General features: G+C 73.4%; 12 protein-coding genes and 1 riboswitch. Of the genes, 4 read left to right on the top strand and 8 right to left on the bottom strand.

Going from position 1 to position 11220, the window contains the following annotated elements; translation table 11 throughout:
* The 5 genes from RH94_RS45200 to RH94_RS32340 all read right to left on the bottom strand — a co-directional run.
* Positions 1 to 461 (bottom strand): ABC transporter ATP-binding protein (locus tag RH94_RS45200; RefSeq protein WP_234426197.1); only part of this gene is annotated, 461 nt, incomplete at its 3' end.
* On the bottom strand, positions 458 to 1567 hold the full coding sequence (locus RH94_RS32355; protein WP_199881111.1) for a CbiQ family ECF transporter T component: 1110 nt from the start codon (positions 1565 to 1567) through the stop codon (positions 458 to 460). The genes RH94_RS32355 and RH94_RS45200, both read right to left, overlap by 4 nt.
* Positions 1560 to 2261: an SCO2322 family protein gene (locus RH94_RS41630; RefSeq protein WP_407697387.1), complete on the bottom strand. Its 702-nt coding sequence runs from the start codon at positions 2259 to 2261 to the stop codon at positions 1560 to 1562. Before RH94_RS41630 ends, RH94_RS32355 begins: the two co-directional genes overlap by 8 nt.
* The gene (locus RH94_RS32345; protein ID WP_073951893.1) at positions 2258 to 3520 is read right to left on the bottom strand and encodes a prenyltransferase/squalene oxidase repeat-containing protein; all 1263 of its coding nucleotides are present in this window, start codon (positions 3518 to 3520) and stop codon (positions 2258 to 2260) included. Before RH94_RS32345 ends, RH94_RS41630 begins: the two co-directional genes overlap by 4 nt.
* Before the next feature lie 143 nt (positions 3521 to 3663).
* A riboswitch (cobalamin riboswitch) is annotated at positions 3664 to 3722 on the bottom strand.
* Between the two features lie 360 nt (positions 3723 to 4082).
* Complete coding sequence (locus RH94_RS32340; protein ID WP_073951892.1) at positions 4083 to 4706, bottom strand: TetR family transcriptional regulator; 624 nt, start codon at positions 4704 to 4706, stop codon at positions 4083 to 4085.
* A gap of 208 nt (positions 4707 to 4914) precedes the next feature.
* Here RH94_RS32340 and RH94_RS32335 point away from each other — a divergent pair, with 208 nt between their 5' ends.
* From RH94_RS32335 to RH94_RS32325, 3 genes are read left to right on the top strand one after another with little or no spacing between them, the layout of a single operon-like run.
* Positions 4915 to 6327 (top strand): glycosyltransferase family 4 protein, encoded by a 1413-nt coding sequence (locus RH94_RS32335; RefSeq protein ID WP_073951891.1) that lies wholly within the window; start codon positions 4915 to 4917, stop codon positions 6325 to 6327.
* The gene (locus RH94_RS32330) at positions 6321 to 7055 is read left to right on the top strand and encodes a class I SAM-dependent methyltransferase (protein WP_073951890.1); all 735 of its coding nucleotides are present in this window, start codon (positions 6321 to 6323) and stop codon (positions 7053 to 7055) included. Before RH94_RS32335 ends, RH94_RS32330 begins: the two co-directional genes overlap by 7 nt.
* Positions 7052 to 8131 carry a prenyltransferase/squalene oxidase repeat-containing protein gene (locus tag RH94_RS32325; RefSeq protein WP_073951889.1) on the top strand — a complete coding sequence of 360 codons (1080 nt, stop codon included), beginning with the start codon at positions 7052 to 7054 and terminating at the stop codon, positions 8129 to 8131. The genes RH94_RS32330 and RH94_RS32325 overlap by 4 nt, the downstream gene beginning before the upstream one ends.
* Positions 8132 to 8158: 27 nt before the next feature.
* Here the strand turns inward: RH94_RS32325 and RH94_RS32320 are convergent, their stop codons facing one another.
* Positions 8159 to 8452: a hypothetical protein gene (locus RH94_RS32320; protein WP_073951888.1), complete on the bottom strand. Its 294-nt coding sequence runs from the start codon at positions 8450 to 8452 to the stop codon at positions 8159 to 8161.
* 149 nt (positions 8453 to 8601) lie between these two features.
* Here RH94_RS32320 and RH94_RS32315 point away from each other — a divergent pair, with 149 nt between their 5' ends.
* Complete coding sequence (locus RH94_RS32315; RefSeq protein ID WP_073951887.1) at positions 8602 to 9174, top strand: hypothetical protein; 573 nt, start codon at positions 8602 to 8604, stop codon at positions 9172 to 9174.
* Between the two features lie 93 nt (positions 9175 to 9267).
* Here the strand turns inward: RH94_RS32315 and RH94_RS32310 are convergent, their stop codons facing one another.
* The gene (locus RH94_RS32310) at positions 9268 to 10035 is read right to left on the bottom strand and encodes a DUF5336 domain-containing protein (RefSeq protein WP_199881110.1); all 768 of its coding nucleotides are present in this window, start codon (positions 10033 to 10035) and stop codon (positions 9268 to 9270) included.
* Between the two features lie 153 nt (positions 10036 to 10188).
* Complete coding sequence (locus RH94_RS32305) at positions 10189 to 11202, bottom strand: N-acetylmuramoyl-L-alanine amidase (RefSeq protein WP_073951886.1); 1014 nt, start codon at positions 11200 to 11202, stop codon at positions 10189 to 10191.
* Positions 11203 to 11220: the final 18 nt, after the last annotated feature.

The following is an 11220-nucleotide window of genomic DNA, read 5'->3' as shown; positions in this document are numbered from 1 at the left end:
GAGCCGATCGCGACCCGCTGCTGCTGGCCGCCGGAGAGCGTGGCGATGGAACGGCCGCGCAGGTCGGCCAGGCCCAGCAGGTCCAGGGTCTCCTCCACACGCCGCCGCATGACGTCCGGGGTGAGTCCCAACGACTCCATGCCGTAGGCGAGTTCGTCCTCCACGGTGTCGGTGACGAAGTGCGACAGCGGGTCCTGGCCGACGGTGCCGACCACGTCGGCGAGCTCGCGCGGCTTGTGGGTGCGGGTGTCGCGGCCGGCCACGGTGACCCGCCCGCGCAGGGTGCCGCCGGTGAAGTGCGGCACGAGCCCGCTGACCGCGCCGAGCACGGTGGACTTGCCGACGCCGGACTCCCCGACGAGCAGCACGAGTTCACCCTCGGGCACCTCGAGGTCGACGCCCTGGACGGTGGGCCGGTCCGCCCCGTCGTACGTCACGGAGACATCCTCGAAGCGGATCACGACGGCTCCTTGCGGGCGGGACGTGCGGGGGAGGGGCGTACGGGGGCGGGCCGCGCGGGCGCGGCGAGGGCGGGGAGCAGGCCGAGGAGCACGGCGGCGGCGGGCCACAGCGGAAGGGCGGGCGCGACGAGCGGCACCACCCCCGGGTGCAGGGCCTCGGGATCCCGGGCGGCGGCGAGCACCAGCAGTGCCGCGACCACCGCGCCCGACCCCGCCACGGCACAGGACCGCGGGTTCCAGGCGTCGGGACGGTAGCGGGTACGGGGGGACCGGTGTCCGCCCAGCCACAGACCGCCCAGGGCGGCGGCGAGCCCGGCGAGCAGCACCGGAAGGCCGTAGGTGCCGCCCTCGGCGGTGAGCAGCCCGTACGTCCCCGCGCAGACGCCCAGCAGACCCCCCAGGGTGAGCACGGCGGTCGTACGGCGCACGGCGGGCGCGACCTCGGCGGTACGGCCGTAGCCGCGGGCGTCCATCGCGGCGGCGAGGGCGACGGAGCGTTCCAACGCGCCCTCCAGGACCGGCAGTCCGACCTGCAGCAGCCCGCGCACCCCCCGGTCGGGCCGGCCCCGCAGCCGGCGGGCGGCCCGCAGGCGCCGGGCGTCGGCGATCAGGTGCGGGGCGAAGGTGAGCGCGACGACGACGGCGACACCGGTCTCGTACAGCGCGCCGGGAAGGGACTTGAGCAGCCGGGTGGGCGCGGCGAGGGCGTTCGCGGCGCCCACGCAGACCAGCAGGGTGGCCAGCTTCAGCCCGTCGTACAGGGCGAAGACGACCGCCTCGGCCGTCACCCTGCCCCCGAGCCGGATGCCCTGCGCCCAGTCGGGCAGCGGGACTTCGGGGAGGGAGACGAGCACGTGCGTGCCGGGGATGGGCGAGCCGAGCACGACGGCGAAGACGAGACGGATGACGAGGACGGCGAGGGCGAGCTTGAGGAAGGCGGTGTAGGAGCGGGCGGAGGGCGTGCGGGGACGGCAGGTCACCACGACGTAGCCGGAGACCGCGAGGAGGAGACCGAGCAGCAGCGGGTTGGTGGTGCGGGTGGCCGCGGTCCCCAGAGCCAGGGCCCACAGCCACCACGCACCCGCGTGCACGGTGGTCTCACGCATCCCTGCGCCGCCGCGCCTGCCACACCGCCGCCGCGCCCAGCACGAGCACCGCGGCACCACCGGCGAGGAGACCCACCGACGGGCCCGTCCCGGACTCGCTCTTCCCTTCGGCGGGGCTCTTCCCCTCCTCGTCCTCCCCGGCGGGGATCTTCCCGGCGGGGCTCTTCCCGGTGGCCACCTGCTCGCCGCACCCCTTCTGCGGATACCCGGAGATGGCGCACAGCAGGGCGTTGGTGTCGTACCGCAGCGGCCCCGCGACGGACGCCAGGGCCTCCGCGGTGGTCGCGTCGGCGGGCACCCGGGCACAGGCGGTCCGCGGCGCCGGCGGGGTCTCCCCGGCCGGGGCGTCCGCGCGGGTACCGAAGTCGAGGACGAGCGCGACCCGCTTGTCGCCCTCCCGGGCCGGCGTCTTGCCGCAGACGGCCCCGAAGTCGGCCGTCCCGCGCGGCTTGCTCGCGTCCTGGGAGTCCTCGCTCACCGAGAACCGGAACCCCTGCACGTCACCGTCGGAGGGGCGCGCCGTCGACGGCCCCTCGGTGGCGTACGCCCAGTTCCCGCCGTCACGGTCCCAGAAGGACCAGTACCGGTACCCGGCGGCCTGCGCCTGCCCGGCCCCGATCCCGGCCGCCGTCAGAAAGGCGGCCAGGGCCAGGGCGGACAGCACCCGCACCCGGCGCGTCACGGCTGCTGTCACGACTTGTTCCTGCGTCCGCTCAGCAGGAACCCGATGCCGATGCCCGCGACGAGGAAGACACCGACGATCCACCAGACGCCGAAGGGGAAGTCGTCCTTCGCGGACTTCTCGGCGGCCTCGGTGCCCTTGGCGTCCTCGGTGTCCTCGGCGGTCTTGCCCACGGCGGTGGCCTGGGGAGCCGGTCCGGTCGCGTTGAGCCGCTCGACCAGGTCGATGCCGCCGAAGTCGCGCGGGTCGGCCCCGGCCGCGTGGGCGGCGAAGACGAGCTGGGCGTAGGCGGCGGGACCGCCCTGATCGGCCCACGCCTCGGCGTGCTGCTCCAGCCACTTCAGCGGCTTCTGCGCCTGTGCGGCCCCGCCCTGCGCGGCGAGGGCGACGACGGCGTCGGCGGTGTTGCCGTAGTCGGGCTGGTCGGTGGCGCCGGGAAGCACGGAGGTGAGGTGACCGTCCTTGGCGACGGCCTGCGCCAGGTACGCCGCGCCGTTGGCCGCGGCCTGCGCCGGATCGGGATGGCCGGCGTCTACGCAGCGAGCACTGCCACCGGCGTCCTTGGCGCTGTTGCCCTTGGCGGCCAGGCCCTGCCCGAGCGCGCCGACGACGGCCGCCGCCGTGGCGTCCGCGTTGGCCTCCAGCTTGCCCTTCTTGTCCGGCTGGTAGGCGAAGGCACCGCCCCCGTCGGCGGAGCACGGCAGGGCGAAGCCCGCCAGGGCCTCGTAGGGCGACCTGCCGTCCTTGACCACGCTCTCGGGCTTCACGCCCGCGGCGGCGAGCGCGCCGATGACGACCGAGGTCGAGTTGGTGTCGCTGGGCCCGCCCGGCGTGTACGGCCACCCACCGTCCTTGTTCTGCACGGACTTCAGCCAGGAGACCGCCTTGCCGGTCACGGCGTCGTGCCCGCCGAGCGCGGCGAGGGCCTGTACGGCGGCGGCGGTGCTGTTGGTGTCCACCATCGCCTTGGCGCCGCAGGCCTGGTCCGGTTCGGCGCGGAAGGGGGCGAAGGAACCGTCGGCGCACTGCTGTCCGGCCAGCCAGTCCACGGCCTTCGCGGCGGGCCGCACGCCCACGGTGTGCTGGGCGAGCAGGGCGAGGGACTGGCGCCAGACGCCGTCGTACTGGGGGTCGTGGGTGCCGTAGAGCCCCGCGGGCGGCGACGGCGACGCGGACGGGGCGGGGGACGGGTCTGCGACGGCCGCGGGCGCCGCGAGGCCGATCACAGTGACGGCGGCGGCTATGGCCGCGGCGCTGCGGCGGACGTTCATGATCGGCGGGTGCCTCTCCCTGCGGGGAGCCGGGCAGCGCGGGACACCCCGGCGGCTCGGCTCCGTGAACCTCGACGGTGCCGTGCGCCGGCGGACCCGCCGACGCACATGAGCCGGTCACGTTCCGCCCGGGGCAGTCCGGCTCGCCGCCCTCGCGGGACGGCTCACGGTTGCGGGTCAGCGCCGGATTCGCACCGGCTTCCCCCCGTACGGGTGTGATGACGACTCCGCCACTGTACCGGCCCGCCGGAAAGGCCCCGATCCGGTGTTCCCGCCGGTGCATCGGAAGAAAAAAATTCCGGTTTGGGGGGTTCCCATCCGGTCCTGCGGGATTATCCTGAAATTGGCCTACGAGGCGAGTGAGGGAGTTCGACCGGAGTAGCCGACTTGGGCGAGACGCCGAGAGGCATCCGCCGAGGCCGACGTCGACGGTCGGGCTGAGAGGCCGGAGGGTCTTCGGACCGGATGGCGACCCCCATTACCTGATCCGGGCAATACCGGCGAAGGGAACCCGTCTCGTAGGTCCTTCTTCTGCCCTCGCAGGCTTCCGCCCCTGCGGGGCCTACTGCCGTCCTTCCGGGGACGCCGGCGGGGCGATCAGCCGGCACGCCGTCTCGATGTCGGTCCTCACCTGGGCGATCGACGCGCGGCCCGAGAGCCAGGTGATCAGGGCCGAGAGCCAGGTGTGCTCGATCACGCGGACCGCGGACAGCTGCTCGGAGGTGGGGTCGTCCTGGCCCATCGCGTCCAGGATGATCGCGGTGGTCTGCCGGGACACCTGGTCGACCTCGGGGCTCACGCTGCGGTCGGCGAAGGTCAGGGCGCGGACCATGGCGTCGGCGAGCTGCGGTTCGCGCTGCAGGGCGCGGAAGGCGCGCATCAGCGTCTCGGCCACCCGCTCGGCCGCGCTCCCGCCGTCCGGCGGCTTCCTGCGCAGCGCGCCGTGCAGGTGCTCCAGCTGGTCCTGCATCGTCGCGACCAGCAGGTGCACCTTGGACGGGAAGTACCGGTAGAGCGTGCCGAGCGCCACCTGCGAGGCCTCCGCGACCTCCCGCATCTGCACGGCGTCGAAGCCGCCCCGGCAGGCCAGCCGCGCGCTCGCGTGCAGGATGCGGCGGCGACGGGCCTCCTGCCGCTCGGTGAGGGGCGGTGTGGCGAGCCGGGGGGTACTGGCTTGCGCAGGCATGGGTCCCGTTCCGTGACAGTCGGTGAGGCCCGGTGATCGGACCGCAGGCGGGGGCGCCGGGCCGTGGCGCGAATCACCCGATCCACTGCTCACAGCGCGGCTACCTGCCGGTAGATTCGGAGCCTCCTGAACGATCAAGTCTGAAACTTGTTCTAGATTAGCGTCCCGGCGTAACCTCGCGGGACAGTGCAGTCAGAAGGGGGCCCAGGTGACCGCTGAGGCCAGTCGGGCGGGGTCCCCGACGGACCTCGCCGCAGACGGTGAGCGACCGCTCAGGATCGCACTCCTCACCTACAAGGGAAACCCGTTCTGCGGCGGCCAGGGCGTCTACGTACGCCACCTCTCGCGCGAGCTGGCCCGCCTCGGCCACCGGGTCGAGGTGATCGGCGCACAGCCGTACCCCGTGCTCGACACGCCCGGCGACGGCGACGACGGCCGCCTGAGCCTCACCGAGCTGCCCAGCCTCGACCTCTACCGCCAGCCGGACCCCTTCCGCACCCCCGGGCGCGACGAGTACCGCGACTGGACCGACGTGCTGGAGGTCGCCACCATGTGGACCGGCGGCTTCCCCGAGCCGCTCACGTTCAGCCTGCGCGCCCGCCGTCACCTGCGCGCCCGGCGCGGCGAGTTCGACGTCGTCCACGACAACCAGACCCTCGGCTACGGACTGTTGGGGGACATCGGCGCTCCTCTGGTCACCACCATCCACCACCCCATCACCGTGGACCGGCAGTTGGAGCTGGACGCCGCCGAGACCTGGCAGCGGCGGATGTCCGTGCGGCGCTGGTACGCCTTCACCCGCATGCAGAAGCGGGTCGCGCGCCGGCTGCCGTCCGTGCTCACCGTCTCCGGCACCTCCCGCCAGGAGATCGTCGACCACCTCGGCGTGCGCGAGGACCGCGTCCACGTGGTCCACATCGGCGCCGACACCGACCTGTTCTCGCCCGACCCGGCCGTACGGCGGGTCCCCGGGCGGATCGTGACCACCTCCAGCGCGGACGTGCCGCTCAAGGGCCTGGTCTTCCTCGTCGAGGCACTGGCGAAGGTGCGCACCGAACACCCCTCGGCACACCTCGTCGTCGTCGGCAGGCGGCCGGACGAGGGGCCGGTCGCGCAGGCGGTCGAGCGGTACGGCCTCCAGGACGCCGTCGAGTTCGTCAAGGGCATCTCGGACGCCGAACTGGTCGGCCTGGTCCGCTCCGCCGAGGTCGCGTGCGTGCCGTCGCTGTACGAGGGCTTCTCGCTGCCGGCGGCCGAGGCGATGGCCACCGGTACGCCGCTGGTCGCCACGACCGGGGGCGCGATCCCGGAGGTCGCCGGGCGCGACGGCGAGACGTGCCTCGCGGTGCCGCCGGGCGACGCGGGGGCGCTGGCCGCCGGGCTGAACCGGCTGCTGGGCGCCCCGGAGCTGCGGGCGCGGCTGGGCGCGGCCGGGCGTGAGCGGGTGCTGCGGCACTTCACGTGGGCCCGCGCGGCGGAGGGCACCGTGCTGCACTACCGCGAGGCCCTGGCCGGCTCCGCGGGCCCGGCCTCCCGCCGCCCCGATCGCTCCGTGCCCCGGAATCCCGGCCGCTCCGCGGCCTCAGAGGCCGTCTACCCCGAAAGCAGGGCCACGTGCTGACCGTCGACTTCTCCCGGTTCCCGCTCGCCCCGGGCGACCGCGTCCTGGACCTCGGCTGCGGTGCCGGCCGGCACGCGTTCGAGTGCTACCGGCGCGGCGCGCGGGTCGTGGCGCTGGACCGCAACGGCGAGGAGATCCGCGAGGTCGCCCGGTGGTTCGCGGCGATGGAGGAGGCCGGGGAGGCGCCCGCCGGGGCCACCGCCACCGCCATGGAGGGCGACGCCCTCGCCCTGCCCTTCCCCGACGAGTCGTTCGACGTCGTCATCATCTCCGAGGTGATGGAGCACATCCCGGACGACAAGGGCGTACTCGCCGAGATGGTCAGGGTGTTGAAGCCGGGCGGCCGGATCGCGGTCACCGTGCCGCGCTACGGCCCCGAGAAGGTCTGCTGGGCCCTGTCCGACGCCTACCACGAGGTCGAGGGCGGCCACATCCGCATCTACAAGGCCGACGAGCTGCTGAGGAGGATGAGGGAAGCCGGCCTGCGCCCGTACGGCAGCCACCACGCGCACGCGCTGCACTCGCCGTACTGGTGGCTGAAGTGCGCGTTCGGCGTCGACAACGACAAGGCGCTGCCGGTGCGCGCGTACCACAAGCTGCTGGTCTGGGACATCATGAAGAAGCCGCTGGCCACGCGGGTGGCCGAGCAGGCGCTGAACCCGCTGATCGGCAAGAGCTTCGTGGCGTACGCGACCAAGCCCCACCTGCCCCGGACGGACGCCAAGTGACCACTCCCCGGACGGAACACCTGGTCCTGCCCGGGGTCCTCACCGCCGAGCAGGCCGCCGCGACCGTGCGCGGCATCCTCGCCGCGCAGCGGGAGGACGGCGCGATCCCGTGGTTCCGCGGCCACCACCTCGACCCGTGGGACCACGTCGAGGCGGCGATGGCGCTGGACGCGGCCGGCGAGCACGAGGCGGCCGAACGGGCCTACGCCTGGCTGGCCCGGCACCAGTTGGGCGACGGCTCCTGGTACGCGGCCTACGCCGACGGGGCGTACGACGACGTCACCGACCGCAGGCGGGAGACGAACTTCGTCGCCTACGTCGCCGTGGGGGTGTGGCACCACTACCTGTCCACGGGCGACGACACGTTCCTGGACCGCATGTGGCCGGTCGTCCACGCGGCCGTCGAGTTCGTGCTGCGACTGCAGCAGCCGGGCGGGCAGATCGGCTGGAAGCGCGAGGACGACGGCACGGACACGACGGACGCGCTGCTGACCGGCTCCTCGTCGGTCCACCACGCGCTGTGCTGTGCGCTGGCGATCGCGGAGCAGCGCGAAGAGCCCCAGCCGGACTGGGAGTTGGCGGTGGGCGCGCTCAGGCACGCGATCCGCTGGCACCCGGAGCGGTTCCTGGACAAGGACCGCTACTCGATGGACTGGTACTACCCGGTGCTGGGCGGCGCGCTGACCGGCGCGGAGGCCAAGGCGCGCATCGAGGCGGACTGGGACCGCTTCGTGGTGCCCGGCCTCGGTGTGCGCTGCGTCGTCCCCAACCCGTGGGTGACGGGCGGCGAGTCGGCCGAACTCGCCCTGACCCTGTGGGCCGTGGGCGAGTCCGACCACGCGCTGGACGTCCTGCAGTCCATCCAGCACCTGCGCGATCCGGAGACCGGCCTGTACTGGACGGGCTATGTCTTCGAGGACGACGCCATATGGCCGCGGGAACTGACCACCTGGACCGCCGGCGCGCTCCTGCTCGCCGTCGCCGCGCTCGGCGGCCACGAGGCCACCTGCACGGTCTTCGCGGGCGACCGCCTGCCCAGGGGCCTGGACCCGGACTGCTCCGCCTGCCCCGTCTGACGACGGCGGGCGGGGCGGCCGTCGTCGTCAGTGCCGGTGCATGCGGTTGGCGATGGCGTGGCCGACGAAGAGGTAGACCACGGCGGCCAGGCCGTAACCGGCGACCACCCGCGCCCAGGCCCTGTCGAACGTGAACAGATCCCGGGACCAGCCGGCGAGCCAGTCGGCCGCGCCGTGGACGAACTGGACCAGTTCGTTGGACCGGTTGGCGTCCAGCAGATACATCAGTATCCACAGTCCGAGGATGACGGCCATGATGTCCGCGACCACCGCGATGACCGTCCCGGCGGAGTTGGAACCCGTGCGATAACGAAGGGACATGCTCTTCGTCTGGCCCCGGAAACCTGATGGAAACCTGTCATGCGTACAGGGAGTGACAGACCGGCACCCTCGGTGCTCTGTTTCGGCGAGCGCACCCAGGGTCACACGGACCCCCGGAGTACCCGTAGCGACATATTCCGGGAGGAACCGTGCCCGTTCCGATACGGCGTCTCGCCGTGGCGCTCACCCTCTGCTGCGCCCTGCTCGCCGGCACCACCCCCGCGTGGGCCACGGGCCAGAGCACCGCGCACCATGATCCGACCGTCGCCGTGGCGGCGGCCACGCCCAGCCCCACCACCTCCGCGGAGAAGCAGAAGTTCGCCAAGACCCGCTTCGTGGCGAACGCCGGTCTCGCCGCCGGAGCCACCTACGAGTGGATCGTGAAGCCGTACAAGCAGGGCAAGTTCAAGAAGGGCGCGCCGCACCGCAAGGCGACCCTCGTCAAGGCGGCCCTCGCGGGCGCGTTCGCGTACAACCGCCTCAGGGCGGCCGAACGCAACGCCAAGGGCGACCCCAAGCTCGCCAAGGCCCTCGCCGGGGTCAGCGGAGCCGTCGCGGGTCTGAGGCACCTGCCCTCCAGGCTCCGCAACGGCGACAGCTCGGCGGTCAACGACTACAACAACACCATCAACAAGGTCAAGGACGCCGGGAAGAGCGCGGGCGCTCCGGTCAAGAACAAGGTGCCGACCAACGCCCAGCTGCGCAGCGGCGCCGGCTCCTAGGAGCCGCTCGGCTCCGCCGGTGAACGGCGACGGCCCCCCGCCCGGAAGAGCGAGGGGCCGCAGGGCTGTCGGAACAGGCCGGAACAGGCCGGGTCAGCCGCGCTGGATGTTGGAGGTGTCCTGCAGGACACCGCGGCGGCCGTCCTGCATCTCGGTCAGCAGGCCCGGGCCGCGCTGCTCCACGGCCAAGTACCACACGCCCGGCGCCAGTTCGGCGATCGGCGCGGGGGAGCCGTCCTCCGCGAACAGCGGACGCGGCGCCGGCACGGCGAACCAGAACGGCGAGAAGGCCGCCGCCTGCTGGCCCGGCTGACCCTGCTGCGGCTGGGCGCCGCCGAACGGCTGGGCCTGCTGAGGCTGGGCGCCGTACGGCTGCTGCCCGGCGCCCGGGTAGCCGTAACCGGCCGGGGGCTGCGCGCCGTAGGGCTGCGGCGTGCCCGGCTTGGGGGCGGGGATCAGAGCCGCCTGGAGGGCGGGGACCAGCGGGGTGGCGACGGCGGCACCGGCCAGGATTAGGGCCGCGATGAAACCGAGGATCAGACCGGAGCCCGCGCCGACCGAGCCGGGGACGTCCACCAGGGTCCAGAACAGGATCCACGCCACGAGGACCGTGAACGCCACTCCCACGACGCCCAGGTCCAGGCCCGCCACCTTGCGGGGCTGCGGCAGACACCGGTTGACGACGATCAGCGCGGCGCCGATGACTCCGCCCATGTAGAGGCCGAGGCCCGTACCGAGCCCGTCCCAGGCGTTGGTCTTCACGAAGTCCGTGTCGTACAGGCGGAGGAACGACGCGATGAAGAGCAACACCGCTGCTCCGATCACCACGCCGTCGCCCCGAGTGAGGGAGCGGATGTTCACTTCAGGTCCTTCACAGGTCGTCTCGTCGTCGGTAGAGGCGTCGCCGTCACCATCTCGCCGTCAGGCCGCGGTGCGAAGCGCGGGGGGTGCCCTCGTCGTACGGAGACACTACCGTCCGTGGACCCGGGCTGTCCGCAGGGGCGAGCGCCCCGGTCAGGACCCGCGCAGGAAACCCACGATTCCCTCAGAGATCCCCTCCGCCGCCTTCTGCCGCCAGGCGCCGCTGGTCAGCAACGCCGCGTCCGTGCTGTCGCGCATGTTGCCGCACTCGACGAACACCTTCGGAACCGTTGACAGATTGAGACCGCCCAGGTCCTTGCGCGTGACGAGACCGGTGCCGCCGCCGAGGTAGTTCGACGGCGCCTCGCCCGTGACGCGCACGAAGTTGCCCGCGATGCGCTCGCCGAGGTCGCGGGAGGCGGCGACGATCGGGCGGGTGTCGGCGGCCCCGGCGTGCACGGCCGCCGGGAGGATCACGTGGAAGCCGCGGTTGCCCGGCGCCGACCCGTCGGCGTGGAGGGAGACGGCGGCGTCCGCGTGCGCGGCGTTGCCGATCCGGGCGCGCTCGTCCACGCACGGCCCCCAGGACGGCGAGCCGGCGTCGTGGGTCAGCTTCACCGTGGCGCCCTGCGCCTCGAGCAGTGCGCGCAGCCGGTGGGCCAGGTCCAGCGTGAACCGGGCCTCGGTGTAACCGGCGTTGGTGGACGTGCCCGTGGTGTCGCACTCCTTGGAGTGGGTGCCGATGTCCACCTTGCGGTTGATCTCGGCCGTGTGCTGGAAGTTGCCCGGGTTGTGGCCCGGGTCGATGACGACGACCTTCCCCCTGAGCGGCCCGGAGGCGGTGGGCGCGGAGGCCGTGGACGCCGGACTCGCCGACGCGCCCGGCTTCTTGTCGTCCTGGTCCTTCCGGTCCTCCTGTCCCTCCTGGCCCTCCCGGCCGGAGGGGGAGGTCGGGGGCGATTCCCCGGAAGCCGACGGGCTCCCGGTCGCCGGCCGTACGGCAGCCTGCCCCGAATCCCCGCCGGAGGACCCCACCGCCTCGTACACCACCCATCCCAGCAGCGCCCCGGGCACCAGTGCGGCGAGCGCGACGGTCAGCGGCCCACGCCGGAGGCGGCGCGGACGCTCGGGCTGCGGGGGACCGGATGCGGGACCTGGGTACGACACGTCTGCGACTCTAACGGC

Source organism: Streptomyces kebangsaanensis, assembly GCF_001906585.1.
Lineage (GTDB): Bacteria > Actinomycetota > Actinomycetes > Streptomycetales > Streptomycetaceae > Streptomyces > Streptomyces kebangsaanensis.
Note: the sequence above shows the minus strand (reverse complement) of the source record. Positions and strands in the feature narration are given on the sequence as shown.